Below are 17,965 nucleotides of genomic sequence, written 5' to 3'. Positions count from 1 at the left end.
GACCTCTCCCAAGGGAGAGGTGAACCTTCGACGCCGTTCTAGTTCAACCTAGTCCCATCATGCTCTAGGCGTGCGCGGGCGCGCCGAGTTGGACGAACGCATCCAGCTCGCGCGCGAGCGCTTCCTGCCAGGTCGGCATCGCGACCCCGAACTGCGCCTTCAGCCGCGTCAGATCCAGCCGCGAATTGCCAGGGCGCACCGCCTTGGTCGGGAAATCGGCCGTCGCGATCGGAACGATATTGTCGACGGCGAGCGTGACGCCACGCGACCGCAGGCCCCCGACGATGGCCGTGGCAAAGCCATGCCAGCTGGTTTCGCCGGCGCAAACGAGATTGACGACGCCGCCCCTGCGCTCGAGTTGATCGTATAGCGTGGTCATGTTCGGCAGGACGATGCCGGCGACCGCGCTGGCGATCGCCTGCGCCGTCGTCGGCGCGCCGATCTGATCGGCCACGATCCGCAGCTCCTTACGCTCGCCGGCAAGCCGCGCGATGGTGCGCAGGAAATTGGTGCCCTTTGCGGCATAGACCCATGAGGTGCGCGCGATCAGATGCGCTCCGCCCGCCGCCTGGATCGCGACGTCGCCGGCAAGCTTGCTGGCGCCGTAGGCCGACAACGGTTCGGTCGGACTGTCCTCGCGCCATGACCGGTCGCCTGAACCGTTGAAAACATAGTCGGTGGAGAAATGCACCAGCGGCACGCGGTTTGCTGCCGCCCATTTCGCGAGCGCTTCAGGTCCCCTGGCGTTGACCAGAAAAGCCAGCTCGCGCTCGTCCTCGGCGCGATCGACCGCCGTGTACGCAGCCGGATTGATGATGAGATCGGGCTTCAGGCTCTCGAGCTGGGCCGTCAGCATTTCCGGCTTCGACAGATCGAACTCCGCGGTCGGCGGCGAGATGATGGTGCCGTGGCTTTCCAGCAGAGGCTTCAGCGCACTGCCAACCTGGCCGCGCGTTCCCGTCAAAAGAATCCGCATCAGATCTGTCCATAGGTGGGAAGATTGCTGGCATCGGCGAGCAGCGGCGCATCCGCATCCTTGCCCGACAGCTGTGGCTTGTCGACGCCCCATTTGATCCCGATCGCGGGATCGTTCCATCGGATCGAGAGCTCGTCCTTGGGGCTGTAGAAGTCGTCGCATTTGTAGAAGAAGTCGGCGGTTTCCGAGAGCACCACGAAGCCGTGGGCAAAGCCGCGCGGCACCCATAACTGCCGGCGGTTGTCCTCGCTCAATTCCACCGCGACATGCTTGCCGAAATTCGGGCTGCCGACACGCACGTCGACGGCGACGTCCAGTACCTTGCCGCGCAGCACGGTCACGAGCTTGCCCTGGGTCAGCGGGTTCTGCAGATGCAGCCCGCGCAGCACGCCATAGGCCGAGCGGGACATGTTGTCCTGCACGAAGGGGCGCGTGATGCCGTGCTCGACATAACGGGGCGCCTGGTAGGTCTCGAGGAAGAAGCCGCGTTGGTCGCCAAACAGCTTCGGCTCGACGATCAGGACTTCCGGAAGTTCGGTCTTGATGACGTTCATTTAACAAGGGTTCCAGTTTTGGGCAGGCCCGAAATGTTAATTTGCTACTCATAACAAACTTGTGCGGCGCACGCTATCTGTTATGTTTTGATAGTCAAACTGTGAGGGACCATGAAGGGCATTATCCTCGCCGGTGGAACCGGCTCGCGCCTCTACCCCGTGACCACCGTCGTCTCCAAGCAGCTGCTGCCTGTGTTCGACAAGCCGATGATCTATTATCCGCTGTCGACGCTGATGCTCGGTGGAATCCGCGATATTCTGATCATCTCGACGCCGCAGGACAAGCCGCTGTTCCAGCGGCTGCTCGGCGACGGCAGCGAGATGGGCGTCCGCTTCGCCTATGCCACGCAGGAGACCCCGCGGGGTCTTGCCGACGCCTTCATCGTCGGCCGCGAGTTCATCGGTGATGACTCCGTCGCCCTTGTGTTAGGTGATAACATTTTCTACGGCCACGGCCTGCCGAGCATGCTGTCGGCCGCCTCGGTCCGCAAGAAGGGCGCCACGGTGTTCGGCTACGTCGTCAACGCGCCGGAGCAGTATGGCGTGATCGAGCTCGACGGCACCGGCCGGGCGCTGTCGATCGAGGAGAAGCCGAAGCGGCCGAAGTCCAACGTCGCCGTCACCGGCCTCTATTTCTACGACAACGACGTGGTCGATATCGCGGCCGGCATCAGGCCGTCGCCACGCGGCGAGATCGAGATCACCGACGTGAACAAGGCCTATCTCGAGCGCGGCGACCTCTATGTCGAGGTGCTCGGCCGCGGCTTCGCCTGGCTCGACACCGGCACGCATTCCTCGCTGGTCGAGGCCAGCCACTTCGTCCAGATCCTGGAGCAGCGCCAGGGCCTGCGCATCGCCTGCCCCGAGGAGATCGCGCTGCGCCAGGGCTACATCTCGCTCGAAGCCTTCGCGCGGGTGGCGCAGAAGACCGCAAAGAGCAGCTACGGCGAGTATCTGCTGTCGGTCTACCGTTCGTTCCAGGGTCAGCCCCGCACAGCCGAGGTATTCAAACATGCGGTTTAAGGGATCGACGATCTTCGTCACCGGCGGCGCCGGCTTCATCGGCTCCGCCGTGGTCCGTCACCTGCTGCGCGACACCCACGCCCGCGTCGTCAACATCGACAAGCTGACCTATGCGGCGAACCTGGCCTCCCTGCCCGGCTCGAGCGAGAGCCTGAACTACACCTTCGAAAAGGCCTGCATCTGCGAGGGACAGGTGCTGCGCCGGCTGTTCGAGAAATATCAGCCCGATGCGGTGATGAATCTTGCCGCGGAAAGCCACGTCGACCGCTCGATCGACGGCCCCGGCGAATTCATCCAGACCAACATCGTCGGCACCTTCACGATCCTGCAGGAGACGCTGCGTCACTGGCGCACGCTGTCGCCCGAGAAGCGCGACGCGTTCCGCTTCCTGCATATCTCGACCGACGAAGTGTTCGGCTCGCTCGGCGACGAGGGGCTGTTCACCGAGACCACGGCCTATGCGCCGAACTCGCCCTATTCGGCCAGCAAGGCATCGTCAGATCATCTGGTGCGCGCCTGGCGCGAGACCTATGACCTGCCGACCCTGGTGACCAACTGCTCCAACAATTACGGCCCCTATCACTTCCCGGAGAAGCTGATTCCGCACATGATCATCAAGGGGCTCGCCGGTGAGCCGCTGCCGGTCTATGGCGACGGCCAGAACGTCCGCGACTGGCTGTTCGTCGAAGATCACGCCAAGGCGCTGACCCTGGTGCTGGAGCGCGGCGAGGTCGGCGAGACCTACAATGTCGGCGGCCGCAACGAGCGCACCAATCTCCACGTCGTGGAAAGCATCTGCGACCTGCTCGACAAGGTCGTGCCGGCTGCGGCAGGCCCGCGGCGCCAGCTGATCAACTTCGTCGCCGACCGTCCCGGTCACGACCGCCGCTATGCCATCGACGCGACCAAGCTCGAAACCGAGCTCGGCTGGCGCGCCGAGGAAAATTTCGAGACCGGCATCGCCAAGACGGTGCGCTGGTATGTCGACGAGCAACCCTGGTGGCGCGCGATCCTGGAGCGCGGCTACAAGGTGGAGCGCGTCGGCCTGAACCAGTAGCCGCCGATCTCTCCAAGCCACCGGCGTGGACAGCCAGCAGGAAGCCGACAAGCGCGATGATGATTCAACCGGATCTCATCGCGACTTGACCAGCCGCGACCGCCTTCCGACGGTGGATTGGCAGCCATCCGACAGACGACAAATCGAGAAACCACGGGGTCCCGCCATGAAAATCGCAATGGACGGCCAGGAACTGACACTGTTCAAAAGCTTCGTGGATCTCTCGAAGCGCTATCTGGAATTCGGCTCGGGAGGGAGCACCTGGCTCGCCTGCCAAACCAGGAAGGAGTGGGTCATCTCGATCGATTCCTCGCTGGAATGGCTCAACAACGTCGGCGACGCCACGCGCGATGCGAGCACCAAGCCGCAGCTGCTGCATGTCGATATCGGCAAGCTGCGCGAGTGGGGTTATCCGATCGAGAAGGAGAAGGAGAGCTCCTGGCCCGAATATCACGAGCGTGTCTGGGAGCGTCCGGAAAGCAAGACGGCCGACCTGTATTTCATCGACGGCCGGTTTCGCGTGGCGAGCTTCGTGCAGTGCGTGCTGCACGGCGCACCGGGAGCTTTCATCGCAATTCACGACTTCGAGAACCGCCCCCACTACCATTCGGTTCGGACGGTCGCGCGGGAAATCGCGCGCGCCAACAACATGTCGATCTTCCAGAGGCCTGCCAGGATCGACGTCGATGCCGCACAGGCCCTGCTGGCAAAATACCGGCTGGAACCGCTGTAGCCGGCAGCCGGAGCCTTCTGCCGTCGATCGCCGCTTCGGTCAAAGACCACGCAAGTTGCACGATTGATCGGGCGCGCCGCCTGGCGCGCCCTCCTTCGGCGAGCAAAATCGCTGTCGGCTGGGTTCAGCCCTGGACCAGCTTCTTCAGCTCCGGAAGAAACCGCTGGATCGTTGCGTCTTCCACATCGTTGCGATCCCGCAACGTGAAGAACTCCATCGCGCGGATCTTCTCGGGATCGCCATCGGCGAGCGGCCGGCCGCGCTCGCGCTTCTTCAGCAATTGCTCGCGTGACTTCGTGTAGTAGTGATTGATCACGAGCTTGCTCCGCTTGGGAGCGGTACAACGGCCGCCGATCGGGAAAATCGGCGTGCCGTCTTCCGCGACGTAGCAACCCAGAACAAGCGATTGATGCGGATGCAGGTAGGACACGATGGTGTCCGGCCGCACGATCGACTTCATGATGAAATGATCCGGGAAGTCGTCCGGAGCGCGACGCGTGAAGGACTCGATGCACAGGCCGGCCGGCCGCGCGTCGTGACCGTTCGATCCGAAGTTCAGCCAATGCACCGCCACCGCCGGCGCCGAGCCGAGCTCGGCCAGGACGTCCTTGATGTTGCCGGCCTGCGTCGGAAACAAATACTCATCGGCATCGATGAAGGCGCACCATTCCGCACAATTGCGATAGGTGTCGATCGCATGCGAGAAGGCGCGCATCTGGCCGAATTCGCCCTCCACGAAATGATAGGTGATCATCTCGGGCCACGGGAAGGACTCGATCACGGCGCGCGTATTGTCGGTGCTGCCGTTGTCATAGAGGTAGAAGTGATCGAAGCCGACCAGTCGGTGGAAGTGCAGCCATTCCAGCAGATCGTCGCCTTCATTCTTGATGGCGCACACCGCGGCGAGGCCGTGCTTCTTCCGGTCGACCCCGACATAGAGCTTCTTCGCCTCCATCACGCGCAGGAGGCCGGCAAACTCGCGCCGCAGGTTTTCACTTTTCGGGGCCGCAGCGAGCGCGGACAGATAGACGTCCTGCGCTTCATGGGCAGCCCCCATGTTGAGATCCGCGATCGCAAGGCGATGCAACACCCGCGAGTCGGATGGCATCTGCTTGACAAGGTCGAGAAGGATTCCACGCGCTCCGGCGAAATCACAGGCCTGCACAAGCGCTGCCGCCTTTGCAAACTGGAATTCCTTGTAATCGCCGAATTGCCGCTCCAACTGCTCGACCGACTGGATGAGCTCGTCGGGCTTCGGATTTGCGATCCGCCCGGAAAAGAAATCTCGAAGCTTTGTCTCGATCTCACTTGCTGGAAGCGTATCGAGATTCACGCCTGAGCTGAAACTAGACAATGCAGGAATTTCCATGTCCAACCTGAGCCGCTCCCCACGAGATCAACAAGCAATTACCATTGGTTCGCACCACGAATTCCCTATTAGCGCACTTATCCTACAAGAATAAGGCTATAACACGTAGCGCTCACATTTAACTGTTGTAAGGTTATTTCGAGGAAAATCAATACAATAGAGTACAGGGCTCGCTGTCATTTGCACGAAACCGTCGCACAGGACGGGAACGACCGGAGATCGCCAATGGACAATGGGAACGAAGCAATCCGTAAGCCGTTTGCGCTTACGAGACGGATGTTTTTGACATCGTTATCCGCAAGCCTGCTGCCCGGCTCGCTCAGTGTCCTGGGTTCCGGTCACCCTGCGGCGGCTGCGGCAGCTTCACGGCCTCTCGTCGGAGCCATCCGATGGGACGCATGGTATTCGCCGGGCTCGCAGCCGACGGAAGCCATGAAGCAATCGCTCGGTCCGCAGAAATATCGTTGGCGGGCCCCCTTCTTCGGCGCCCAGATCAACCGCGACCCGAACGCGCTTGATTTTTCGAGCTCGATCGAGGCCGAGATCGACAAGGAAATCGACCAAGCCATCTTTGCCGGACTGGATTATTGGGCATTCGCCGGCTACGGCGCCAACCACCCGATGTCGAAAGCGCTGTACGCATTCAGAACCCGTCCGAAGGCAGCCCAATTGAAGTACTGCATGTTCACCGAGCTCGGTCGATGGGGATCGGCGGCGAAGCTGTCGCCACTCCCCCACGAGCACATCGGCCTGATGGCGGACAAGAACTATCTGAGGGTGGAGGGCGATCGGCCGCTCTACTTCCTGGGCTTCATCAAGGGTGCCGACGTGCAGCGAAGCTGGGGAGGCGTGCAAGGTCTCCGCACCCAACTGAGCAAGTTCAAATCCGATGCGACCGCAGCCGGCGTCGCGGAGCCGTACATCGTGCTGGCAGGCGACACGAAATTCCTGAGCCAGGAGGCCGCCAATCTGGGCGCCGATGCGCTCGGGTCGTATGCGATTACAACCGGCAACGGCCGCGGCAGCTTTGCCGACCTCGCGAAGTATGCCGAAAAAGGCTGGAATGCCTTGGCCGCCAGCCAGGTCCCTGTCGTGCCCACGGTGATGACGGGATGGGACAGGCGCCCTCGTATCGAGCATCCCGTGCCCTGGGAAACGTCGCAGCGTCCCGGCGACGGCATCACCAATTTCTATACGGCTCCGACGAAGCAGGAACTGGCGAGCCATCTCGCGCAATCGATCCGCTGGGTCAACAGCCAAGCACCTGATCTCCGAGCCCCCGCGGTGCTGATCTATGCCTGGAACGAAAATGACGAGGGTGGCTGGCTGGTCCCGACGCTGCCGTGTCAAACGGAGCGCCTTGAAGCGCTGCGCGAGGTTCTCAAGACGACGACACGGGCGGCGGCGAAGAACCTTTGCTAGACCAGTTCAAGCGAGGTCCGGCGCGGCTTGCGTAAAGCCGCGCCGAACTCACCAAACCAAGCTCCGTTCCAATTGCGCTGGAAACGGACAAGATCGGCTCTCCGCTTCCGCTCAGCGCCAGCGAAGCGGCCTTGTCCGGTCGTTCGATTCCACCGTCCGGTGTTCGAGATGATAGGGCGCGTAGATCTGCTTGACCCAGTAGTTGAAGTTCGGGTGCAGCTTCACGAAGTCATAGAATGAATCGCCGAAATTGGACGGGCTGAGGCAGGTCTTGTTTTGCGGCCGCGATGAGATGGCATTCAGGCAATACGACAGCATGCAAGCCTTCGTCTCGCTCTCCGCCACCTTGCTCAGACTTCGGAAGCTGTTGGTGGAGTGCAGCCGGTACAAATAGCGGTCGGCCTCCAGATAAGTCGGCTCGACCTTGGTTACGGCGCGCAAGGCGAAGTCCCAGTCGTGGCAGTATTTCAGGTCGGCAAGCCAGCCCACCTGCCGCAGCAGCTCGCGGCTGAAGACGAAGTTTCCGGTCGACGCGGCAATCTGGGAATCCAGGAATGTCCACGACAGCGGCGCGGCGGCAATCTGGGCCCGGTCGATCGCATAGCGCAGGCGTGTCGGAAACTGGTAGTTGCTGATCGACTTTCCATGTTCGTCGATCGGCTCGACGGCCGAGAAGCCGAAAAACAGCCGCTCGTCGCCATGCTTGTCCGCGAACAGCTGCACCCGATCCCTGGAAAAGGCATCGTCCGAGTTCAAGAGGAAGATCATGTCGCCCTTCGTCAGCGACAATGCCCTGTTCCAGGTGTAATGGGCGCCAAGATTCTGGGGGTTCTTGAGCAGCTTGCAGGACACGAAGCGCTTTCCGAACGACCGCTTCTTGATGACCCGCTGCGCGACTTCAAAACTCCGGTCCGGCGAATTGTCGTCGACGATGACGAGCTCGATATCGGCAAACGTCTGCTGGTAGACGGTCTCGAGGCATTCCTCAAGATACTGCTCGTGCTTGTAGCACGCGATGACCACACTTGCGAGCATCGGCGGCGACCTCAACGTCTCACGATGATCGAATGGCGCGACCTCACCAGGGCGCTGGCGCCGTCGCCGACCTCCAGCACCGCGAGTTGATATTCACCATCCGGCAAGTCGCGAATCGAGAACGACAGCTGGAAGCCGAAATAGCAATCCTTGCTTTCCGCCTTCATGTACTCCTTCACGTCGACGCGCTCGTGCCAATCGACGATCAGGCAATAGCCGCCGTTGATTGCGCCTTCCGCGGCAAGCCCCGACAGAACCAGGAATCCCGTTCGCTGCCTGCTTGCTTCGAAGGCGTTGCCCGCGCAAATCCATCCCCGCACCAGGATCTCAAAGCGCGGATCAACGATCACCCGTTCGCCGGTCTGGGAATTGATGTTCTCGATGACCAGCAACGAACCTGCCGGATTGTCGGACGCGCCTTCCGCCTCAACCGGTGTGCCGCTTCTCAAGCGCTGCACCCCCGAATGCGTGAGACCCGACCGGTGCAGGCTTGCGAGCACTTCGACATGCGTCGAGGCTTCCTTCACCGCCCACTCAAGCTCCTGCCTGCTCAGGCAATCCAGCAGATCCGGGCTGTTTCTGATCTGCGCCGAAATCGGCTCAGCCGACGCGACCCTCCGCACAACCTCGAGGAAGGCGCGTCCATGACGCGAATCCGGCTCGAGATGAGCCCCCTCGGCCCATTCGTTCCAGGAATTGATGAACACCAGTGACTCGGCGAAGCTGTTGCCCTTGGCCCGCAGGGTGGCGTCGCGAAGCCAGACCTCGAACGCCTCCGGGCTGGATCTCGTGAAGACGTGACCGCGCGGTCCCTTGCGCGGCGTGTTGTCCCAACGCGGCATGACAGCAGGAAAGAACGGAAAGTCGTAGGTCTTGCCGATCGACGATCGCATGGCGTCGACATAATCGTACACCTTCCCGGCGAAGGTCGCCGGAGCATCGACTTCGGTCGGCGGCACTTCCCGCGTCGAGACCGTGTGCGGCGGAAACTCGATGGCTGCATCGCAATTGACGTCGCGCGGATCGAACTCGCCGAAGGTCATCGCATTGCAGATGAGAAGCTCGCCAATTCCGAGCTCCCGGGCTCGCTCGCGCCAGATCTCGAACAGACGCTGCTTGTCCGGCAACAATGACGGCCGGTAGATGACGATGACCTTCCGACCATCGACCGTGATGTAGCGCTCGTCGAGCAGCAGGTCGGCCATGTCGTCGATAAAGCGGACATCGTCGTCCAGCGAGTGATTCTGTCCGAGCAGCAGCTCGGCATCCGAGCCGTCCCACCGGCGGGACCAGTTCTCGTTGGCCCAGCAAATGCAGAACGGCAGGTTCGGCTCGCCGTCCTCGAGCAAGAGCTGAAGCGGCTTTTCCAGCAGCCTGCGCCCCTGGAACCAATACACGTAGTAGCAGAAGCCATCGATGCCGTACTTGCGCGCGAGGTCGCCCTGCTGGCGGCGCGTCTCCGGCAGCCGGACGTCGTAGAATCCAAGATCGGCCGGCAGCCACGGCGATTCATGCGACGGAAACTGGGCGCGCATGCGCGCGACATTGGTCCACTCGGTGAACCCCGGTCCCCACCACCTGTCATTTTCTTCAAACGAATGGAATTGCGGCAGGTAGAAACAAATATAGCGCACCTCCTTGGTGGAGGCGTCCGCCGGTCCCGCAACGCTTCGGTTGTCGATGCTGGGAAACAGCAGATCGTCGTAGTCTTCGAGCGAGAAGCCGAGCGCAACGACCACTTCGCTCGGCGTGAAGTTCTCGAACAGCGGTATCTCGTAATATTCCCCGTCGTTCAGGCTGATGCGCAGATAGATCTGCGCATGCTTGGGCTCGACAAGCGTGTTTCTCAGGGCACGCGCCAGACGACGGCGCACGCCCGGCGTCGACAGATCGATCCGAAATCCGGGACGCCCGATCACGCTGCGCGGACCGATGCGGGCCGGCATGGATCGGCCGGTGCGTCCCTCTTCGACACAGTGGGAGCCGACGAAGAGCGCTATCGAAACGGTTGCAGCGGGCGACTGGGCATCGACGATCCAGCCCGAGATTCCCCGCCCCGAATATTCGAGGATCGCGCCACGCAACCGCGATCCCGACTGGAGATCGCTGATATCGGGATCCAGGAACAGGCTCTGCGGATGGTCGTCCTGCTGAACCGGACTGGCAACGGGCAACATATCCTTCGTATCCCTGACGCTCCGTTCGACCATCTTGTTCATTGCCACTCGATCTCCTGCCAACGCTTAACGCCGGCTCCAGTTTCTTTCCCGGTCACGCGGACGTTCGATCCCGAGATCACGCTGCCTGACACGCCTCTGATCATGACCTCTCGGTTCTTATCGATCAGCTTCACACAACCAGAGGTGCAATGAGCATTTATTCCGCGAACCCACATTAACGCAATCTCTCTATCGCCGATATGAAAGCCATTGTTAGTTCTGCCTAGATTGTTACGCAGAGGTGCACGCTTCCGTGCCTTCGCGCCCAAAAACAAAGCCGCTCACCGTCTCTGCCATTGCGCGTGCGACGAGATGTCCGCCTCCAACAATCTCAGCCGACGCTCTCGCCCATCGCCTGCAGACGACGTAGCGCGCCTTCGTTGTTCTGCTGCGCCGCCTTTCGATACCAACGCAGCGCCTGGTCGCGGTCCTGCGCGACGCCGTTGCCGGCACGCAGCGCGTCGCCGATGGCGAGCTGGGCTTCGACCATGCCCTGCTCCGCGGCTGCCGCGAACCACTCGGCCGCCTTCGCCGGATCAGCCTCGCGGCCCTGGCCGCGCCCGAGCATCACCGCAAGGTTGTATTGCGCCGTCGTGTGGCCCTGGCGCGCCGCGGCCTCGTACCACGTCACACCCTGCGCAAGGTCCTGCTCGACGCCCTGCCCGGTGCAATACATAACGGCAAGCTTGAACTGTGCTGCGGCATTGCCGCCGTCGGCGGCCTTGACGATCCAGCTGGCGGCGGCCTGCGGATCCTTGAGGCCGCTCTTCGGATCGGAGTACAGCAGCGCCAAGGTGTGCTGCGCCTCGACATGGCCGGCGCTTGCCGCGCGCTTGAACCATTGCGCCGCCGCGGGAAGATCGACCGTGCCGCCGGACCTTCCCATGTGAAGCCCGCCGAGTTGAAACGCCGCCGTGGAATGACCGCGCTCGGCGGCGTCGGTCAGCAACGTGCGTGCCTGCGCAAGACGCGCTTCAGACGGCTCCTCCTGGATCAGAAACACGGCATAGGCGGTCTTTGCATCGGCGTCGCCGCCGTTGGCCGCCTTGCTCAGCCATTCCGCTGCACGCACCTGATCGCGCGGCACGCCGTTGCCCGCCGAATAGAGCCGGCCCAGTTGCACGCCGGCGGCGCTGATGCCGCCCTCGGATGCGCGCTCGAACCACTTGATCGCGGTCGCGACATCGCGCGTCACGCCGTTGCCGTTGAGATAGAACACCGCGATGTTGTGGGCCGCGGTCGCGTGGCCGCTCTCGGCCGCGCGTTCGAACCATTTCGCCGCCTGGCGGACGCTGGGCGGCACGCCGGTGCCGGTGGCATAGAAGCGTCCGGTAAAGAACTGCGCCTGCACGTCACCGCGCTCGGCCGCCTTCTCGTACCAATACGCCGCCTCGCGCAGATCCGGCTCGGCGGCCGTGCCGAGCGCATAGAACTCGGCCAGCGCCTGGATCGCCGGCAGGTAATCCTTGCGTGCCGCCTTGCGCAAGGCGGTCTCGGCCTTATCGAGATCCTTGGCGACCCCTTTGCCGCTCAGCCGCAACAGCGCGATGTTGTACAGCGCGATGGCATCGTCATGCGCAGCCGCGCTCTGGAATAGCCGCGCGGCTTCCTCGACATTTGCAGGAAGCCCGGTGCCCTTGAGGCACATGAATGCGAGCGCGACCTGCGCGCGGACATGGCCCTGCTCCGCCGCCTTGTGATACCAGATCGCGGCCTGCGCGAAGTCGACGGGAACGCCGCGCCCCTGATAATGCACGTCGCCGAGCGCGAATTGGCCAGCCGCCGCCTTCTGCTCGGCCGCGGCCTCGTACCAGCGCAGGGCAACGGCGTGATCCTTGGTGCAGCCGTGTCCGTTGGCGTACATGTCGCCGAGGATTGCCTGCGCGTCCGCCTTGCCGGCCTCCGCCGCCACCGACATCCAGAGGAAGGCGGCGTCGAGGTCCCTGGCCACGCCGATTCCGTTCGGGAACACCAGGTCGTGGAGATTGGTCGCCTTGTCGCCGAGGCGCGCCGCCGTGGATTGCCGCCACATCTCGGGCTTGTTCGGTCCGACGGACGCCTTGACCCCGTGGAAGTAGATCAAGCCGAGCTGGAATTGCGCTTCGGTATGTCCATTCAGGGCAGCGCGTTCGTACCACGCGACCGCGTCCGGAATGTTGCCGATAACGCCCTCGTTCCTCGCATAGAGCAACCCGATCCGGTAATCCGCCTCCGGATTGCCGGCCCGCGACGCCAGCCTCCAGAAGCGCAACGCCTCCAGATACTGCCGGTTCTCGTAAGCCTCCAGTCCCCGTTCGAACTGCGTTGCTTCCGAACGGGACGACCCGGGCTTGAGCAGGTCGAGAAGGGATCGCGTCAACACCGTCATGGCTCGCGCATTGCTTCTTTTGCGCTGCGCAGCATGCCGCCGAGCAGATACATCGCCACCGAACGGGTGCCGACATTGACATCGCCCTGCAGCGTCATGCCGGGGATGAGGCGAAAGTTCTTCGGAACGTCCTTGAAGTTGGTCTCGTCGACCGAACATCGCGCCTTGTAGTAGGCATCGACGGGCTTTCCGTCATCGTCGGTGGTGAAGGCGCCCTCGCTGATCCAGCGAATCTTGCCCTGCGCCGTGCCGTGCTCGGCCGCGTTGAACGCATCGATCTTCATCGTGCAGGGATCGTTCGGCCGGACGAAGCCGACGTCGCGCGACAGGATCTGGATCTCGGCCTCGAGCCGCGTCTTGAGCGGCATCAGCGTGATGAAGGGATCGCCCGGCTTCAGCACCGATCCGACCGAGAGCTTGGCGAGGGTCAGCACGACCGAGGGCTCGGCCGCCGTCCAGCGGACGAGGTCCTGATGCTTGATCGCCTTGTCGTACTGCGAGCGGGCCGTGTCCAGGTTGTTGCGCGTCGTCACCAGATCCTGGCTCAGCTGCGCGTTCCACTGCTCGGTGAAGGCGTTGCGATCCGCCTTCAGCGACTCCAGCTGGTGTTGCGCTTCCAGCAGGGTGTTGTGCGTGTTGTCGATCTGGCGCAGCAGCTCCAGGCGATTGTCCTGCGACAAATACAGGTTCAGCTTGGACCCGCTGCCGCTTTCGGCCAGCGTCGAGCGCATGTCCTCGATCTTGCCGGCGATATCGGCACGCTGACTGTACCGCTCGTCGTCCTTCTTCGCCTTCTGGATCGTCGCTTCGGTCTGGCTGATCTTGGAGTCGTAGCTGTTCACCTGCGCGTGGTACTGCGCGACGCGCTGATCGTAGAGCGCCTTCTGCAAGGCGTTGTATCTGGCGACCTCGGGGTCCTTGGGTTGCCCGAACGACAGCTGCTTTCCGGACAATTCGGCCTCGTCCCGCGCGACCTGCGCCTCGAGGCTCGCCATCTGCAGCTTGTACTGCGTGACGTCGGCAGCGGTGAACGTCGAGTCGAGGGTCGCAAGCTGCTGCCCCGCCTCGACCTGCTCACCCTCCCGAACATCGATCGTCTTGATGATCGATGCGTCCAACGCCTGCAGCACGTTGATCTGATCGACCGGAACGATCCTGCCGCCCACGCTCGTGATCACCCGATCGACGCGCGTGAGGCACATGATCGCCACGACGGCTACCATGAACGCCGACAGGACGAACAGCGTCGCGCGGGCCAGCAACGGCTCGGGCGCCTCGCGGATCGCATCGGTTTCGGACTGGAACTGGCGGACGGTCGCGAGCGAAGCTTGATTAGGAGACAAGGGTCGGGCTCCTGAAGTTCTTTTCGGTGCGGCCCGCCGGCACCAGATGCGTGTTCTGCTGGTACCAGAGCGAGCTATAGATGTCGTTTCGTTCCAGAAGCTCCTCGTGGCGGCCGATATCGTTGACCACGCCACGATTGAGCACGAGGATCGCGTCGGCCTTGGTCAGCGACGACAGGCGGTGCGAGATGATGATCAGCGTGCGCCCCTGCGCGATCCGCGAAATGTTCGCGTTGACGATCGTCTCGCTCTCCGCATCGAGCGCGCTGGTCGCCTCGTCCAGGATCAGGATCGGCGGATCGACGATCAGTGCCCGCGCGATCGCGAGGCGCTGACGCTGGCCGCCGGAGAGATTGGTCGATCCCTCGTAGATATAGGTCTCGTAGCCTCGCGGCAGCTTGTCGATGAACTCCTCGGCGCCGGCCAGTCGCGCGGCCCTGACGACATCGTCGAAGGTCGCATCGGGCTTGGCGGCCGCAATATTCTCGCGGATCGTGCCGCTGAACAGGAAGTTCTCCTGCAGCACCACACCCACATTGCGCCGGAGATGGTCGACATCGTATTCGCGAACATCGACGCCATCGACCTTGATCAGACCACCGTAGTCGGAGTGCAGGCGCTGCAACAGCCGCGTGATCGTGGTCTTGCCGGAGCCGCTCTTGCCCATCACGCCTAGCGTCGTGCCGAGCGGAATCTCGAAGGAGATGCTGTTCAACGCCGGCGACACCGCGCCCTTGTACTTGAACGTGACGCCGGAGAATTCGATATGCCCCTTCAGCGGAACCCGAACGCCATGGCCGGAGCGTCCCTCCTCGGGCGGCTGATTGACCAGCCTGCCGACGATCGTGACCGCGGTGCGCGCCTCGTCATACTGGTTGATGAGCTGGGCCATCTGCATCAGCGGGCCGGCAACGCGTTGCGACAGCATCAGAAACGCGAACAGCGCTCCAACGTAGACCGGATCGCCGCTCGACACGGCGAGGTAGACACCGAAAGCATAGGGAGCACTCACCGCCAGCCGTTCCAACGGCTTCACCACCGTCTGAATGGCGGTTCCGGTCAGACCTTCCGCAAGGCGAGCTTGGCGACCCGCGCCACAAGCACATCCCACATGTGGCGCTGCCGGGTGTCGAGCGCCAGCGACTTGATGGTCCGCATGCCGTTCAGGCTCTGGATCAGAAACGCTCCCTGCACGCCTTCAGCGGCCAGAGTCGCCGAGGATTTCTTCCGGTAGGCGGGCAGCATCAGGATCAGCCAGGTTACGATTATTCCGGCAAAGGCAAGAACCATCAGCGTCATGATCGGGCTGAAGAAGAACATGACGGGCAGGAAGAAGAACAACGTCGTCGAATCGAGGATGGTCCCGAACAGCTGTCCGGTCAGAAAGCCGCGAATTCGGAACACTTCGCGAATATCCCGCGAAATCAGGCCGACCGGATTCTGCTCGAAGTAATCGATCGGCAGATTGAGCACCTTCTCGAACACGTAGGTCGACAGCTTGACGTCGAGCCGTGCCGTCAGGCGCTGGACCAGGTACTGCCGCAGGAACGTGAACGCCGCCTCGAACAGGATGAGCACGAACATCGCGATACACAGCACGTAGAACGTGTTGTAGGCCTTGTAGAAGATGACCTTGTCCGAGAGCAGCCGCCAGAACATGATCGGTCCGAGGCCCATGAAGCCCAGGATCAGCGCCGCGATCGCGACGTCGCGCAGGATGCGCCGTTCGCGGAACAACAATGCGGTGACAAAGCCGAAGCTGAACGGCTGGGTCTCGTCCGATATCTCGTAGTCGCGCTTGGCCATGACGACGTCGCCCGACCAGATGTCCTCGAAGCGCGGCTGATCGATCACGAGCAGCGCATCCTCGCTCGCGTTCGGATCCTGCAGGACCACCCGGGTGCTGTCTTCATCGCCCTCGAGGCGCAGCAGCACCATGTGGCTGCCGTCGCGCAGGCGGACGATTACCGGCAGCGCCCGCTTGAGATGGCTCAGCCCCTTCCAGTCCAGCGTGACGGCCTTTGCCGTCATGCCCGAGGAATTCGCGCATTTCAGCAGCTCCGGGAGTGTGACCTCCCGGTCGCCCAGGAGATTGTCCTGGATGAGCTGGGTCGGGGTCAGGTGCAGACCATGCTGCCTTGCCACGATGACCAGACACGCGAGGCCCGAGGGTGGCAGTCCCTCCACGGAAGGTGCGCCGACGAGCGAGAGGTGTTTGGTCATGGATGCCTCGAAGTTTCGACTGCGCAAGATCGGGTCGTTAGCGAGATATAACTTATCACTGTTAGTTCGCTAACGCAGCATTTTTGGCATGCGGTTCCGAAAAGATATATGTGTCGGAACAGGCAAGGAAGCCGGTTCCGGCACTTGCTGCCGTTGGTTTAACCACGGAACCTTATAACATTATTTAACATCAACCATCACGGGGCGGCGGTCGCCGTCTCCCGGAAGTCGAAGCCGCAGGCTCGAGCTGCGGCTGGATCCGCCTGTCCTCGGCCTCCGGCATGAGCGCCAGCGCGCAGACCTCGAAATTCGCGCTGCGAACCGAGACGGTCGGAAAGCCGGCGCTGAGCAGCAGGTTTCCCATCCGATCGCACGAAAAACCGGTCTTGTGCGCCATATGATGGCGGCCCTGTTCGATCGCGCCGGAATGCCCGTAGATCATATCGAGCGGCCGTATCGGACCGGCCGGCGAGACATAGGCGACCGCGCCGAGGCCCTTGGTCAGCATGTGCTGAGCCACCGCCTCCAGGTCGGGGGACATGATCAGCGCGAAGCCATCCGGCTTGAGGACCTCGCGGAACTGAACGAATGTGGGATGTATCTCATGGGCATAGAGATGTTCCATCAGATGCGAACACCAGATCGCGTCGAACGAGGCCGGCCGGCACAATTTGGCGAGATCGGTAATCGAGCCGACGATGTCCGGTTTCACGCTTCCGTCGACGTCGAGGCGAATCTCCTCCCAGTCATGCGATGACAACAGCGGCTGGATCCGCTTGGCAACCGTCGATCCAGCGCCGGCATTCAGCATTTTTTTCTTGGCCAATTCGAGAGCTCCGCGGTTCGCACATGATGCAGCTGGTTTCTGCAGCGATCGTTCGTCTTGTCCAAGGGTTGCCGAGGCTGCAGCAAGCCGTCACAACTCCTTGTATCAAGCGAGTGACACGCCTTTACAAAAGCTACGTGGTCCGAATGTGACCAACTAACTTCTAACATTCATCGATTGAAGTGGAACTTATCATGGAGACGGCGACATGCGACGCGGGCGACCAGGTTCCGATCGTCACGTTCGCACGCAACACGGCTCAACAAGGGTTGAGGGGGTACCTTCGCCTGGCGCGGACCTCAGGTCCTACAGCCTGGTCGAGTGACCATCGTTGAAGATCAGATATTCGATGTTGCTGATCTGGGTCACCTGGCCGTTGCTGAAGTTGACATCCAACGAACCATCCTTGCCGGCGGTGATGCCGGTCACGTCGGTCGAAGCGTGATCCAGGAAGGTCAGGGAGTCCTTGCTGCCGCCACCGCTGTCGACGGTGTCGTTGCTGTGCAGGTTGGACAGGTAGAAGTAGTCCTGGCCGGAGCAGCCGACCATCGAGGCCGTGCCGGTGGCGGAACCGACGAACGACGAACCATCGTTGCCGCCGATCAGCGTCTGATTGCCCGACCCGGCGACCATCGTGTCGTGGCCGGCGCCGCCATGCAGCGTATCATTGCCGGCACCGCCATAGAGCGAATCGTTGCCGTCACCGCCGTCGAGCGAGGTCGCGTGCGACGCATCGCTGCCCGAGTAGAGCACGTCGTTACCGGCGCCACCGTACTCCGCAACAGTTTCCTTGCCGCCGACCAGCAGGTCGTTGCCG

Annotated in this window: 13 protein-coding genes and 1 pseudogene; 4 read left to right on the top strand and 10 right to left on the bottom strand. The window is 62.3% G+C overall.

Annotated features, from left to right (window positions below; all coding sequences use genetic code 11):
* Positions 1-64: 64 nt before the first annotated feature.
* Both rfbD and rfbC read right to left on the bottom strand, forming a co-directional pair.
* Positions 65-976: a dTDP-4-dehydrorhamnose reductase gene (rfbD, locus tag AKN84_RS39010; RefSeq protein ID WP_050425698.1), complete on the bottom strand. Its 912-nt coding sequence runs from the start codon at positions 974-976 to the stop codon at positions 65-67.
* Positions 976-1,530 (bottom strand): dTDP-4-dehydrorhamnose 3,5-epimerase, encoded by a 555-nt coding sequence (gene rfbC, locus AKN84_RS39005; RefSeq protein WP_050425697.1) that lies wholly within the window; start codon positions 1,528-1,530, stop codon positions 976-978. Before rfbC ends, rfbD begins: the two co-directional genes overlap by 1 nt.
* 111 nt (positions 1,531-1,641) lie before the next feature.
* Here rfbC and rfbA point away from each other — a divergent pair, with 111 nt between their 5' ends.
* The 3 genes from rfbA (at position 1,642) to AKN84_RS38990 (ending at position 4,343) form a co-directional block, all read left to right on the top strand.
* Positions 1,642-2,553 (top strand): glucose-1-phosphate thymidylyltransferase RfbA, encoded by a 912-nt coding sequence (gene rfbA / locus AKN84_RS39000; RefSeq protein ID WP_050425696.1) that lies wholly within the window; start codon positions 1,642-1,644, stop codon positions 2,551-2,553.
* Positions 2,543-3,610, top strand: coding sequence for a dTDP-glucose 4,6-dehydratase (rfbB, locus tag AKN84_RS38995; protein WP_050425695.1), 1,068 nt, complete (start codon positions 2,543-2,545; stop codon positions 3,608-3,610). The genes rfbA and rfbB overlap by 11 nt, the downstream gene beginning before the upstream one ends.
* Before the next feature lie 166 nt (positions 3,611-3,776).
* Positions 3,777-4,343, top strand: a complete 567-nt coding sequence (locus AKN84_RS38990; RefSeq protein WP_050425694.1) for a hypothetical protein — start codon at positions 3,777-3,779, stop codon at positions 4,341-4,343.
* Positions 4,344-4,467: 124 nt separating this feature from the next.
* Here AKN84_RS38990 and AKN84_RS38985 read toward each other — a convergent pair whose 3' ends face one another.
* Positions 4,468-5,697, bottom strand: a complete 1,230-nt coding sequence (locus tag AKN84_RS38985) for a glycosyltransferase family 92 protein (protein WP_244485717.1) — start codon at positions 5,695-5,697, stop codon at positions 4,468-4,470.
* A 195-nt stretch (positions 5,698-5,892) separates the two neighbouring features.
* Here AKN84_RS38985 and AKN84_RS38980 point away from each other — a divergent pair, with 195 nt between their 5' ends.
* Positions 5,893-7,134: a glycoside hydrolase family 71/99 protein gene (locus AKN84_RS38980; protein WP_244485716.1), complete on the top strand. Its 1,242-nt coding sequence runs from the start codon at positions 5,893-5,895 to the stop codon at positions 7,132-7,134.
* 111 nt (positions 7,135-7,245) lie between these two features.
* Here AKN84_RS38980 and AKN84_RS38975 read toward each other — a convergent pair whose 3' ends face one another.
* From AKN84_RS38975 to AKN84_RS38945, 7 genes and pseudogenes are all read right to left on the bottom strand, one after another.
* The gene (locus tag AKN84_RS38975) at positions 7,246-8,169 is read right to left on the bottom strand and encodes a glycosyltransferase family 2 protein (RefSeq protein ID WP_050425691.1); all 924 of its coding nucleotides are present in this window, start codon (positions 8,167-8,169) and stop codon (positions 7,246-7,248) included.
* Positions 8,170-8,180: 11 nt separating this feature from the next.
* Positions 8,181-10,388, bottom strand: coding sequence for a glycosyltransferase WbsX family protein (locus tag AKN84_RS38970; RefSeq protein WP_050425690.1), 2,208 nt, complete (start codon positions 10,386-10,388; stop codon positions 8,181-8,183).
* 331 nt (positions 10,389-10,719) lie between these two features.
* On the bottom strand, positions 10,720-12,756 hold the full coding sequence (locus tag AKN84_RS38965) for an SEL1-like repeat protein (protein ID WP_050425689.1): 2,037 nt from the start codon (positions 12,754-12,756) through the stop codon (positions 10,720-10,722).
* A complete protein-coding gene (locus AKN84_RS38960; RefSeq protein ID WP_050425688.1) occupies positions 12,753-14,099 on the bottom strand; it encodes an HlyD family type I secretion periplasmic adaptor subunit in 1,347 nt (448 codons plus the stop codon). Before AKN84_RS38960 ends, AKN84_RS38965 begins: the two co-directional genes overlap by 4 nt.
* A pseudogene (locus AKN84_RS38955) lies at positions 14,089-16,322 on the bottom strand (peptidase domain-containing ABC transporter). The gene AKN84_RS38960 and the pseudogene AKN84_RS38955 overlap by 11 nt, the downstream one beginning before the upstream one ends.
* A gap of 190 nt (positions 16,323-16,512) precedes the next feature.
* On the bottom strand, positions 16,513-17,148 hold the full coding sequence (locus AKN84_RS38950) for a class I SAM-dependent methyltransferase (protein ID WP_347337385.1): 636 nt from the start codon (positions 17,146-17,148) through the stop codon (positions 16,513-16,515).
* 306 nt (positions 17,149-17,454) lie between these two features.
* Positions 17,455-17,965 (bottom strand): calcium-binding protein (locus AKN84_RS38945; protein WP_430649967.1); only part of this gene is annotated, 511 nt, incomplete at its 5' end.

The sequence above is a fragment of the Bradyrhizobium tropiciagri genome, from assembly GCF_001189845.1.
Lineage (GTDB): Bacteria > Pseudomonadota > Alphaproteobacteria > Rhizobiales > Xanthobacteraceae > Bradyrhizobium > Bradyrhizobium tropiciagri.
This window is presented reverse-complemented; position numbering and strand designations above follow the sequence as displayed.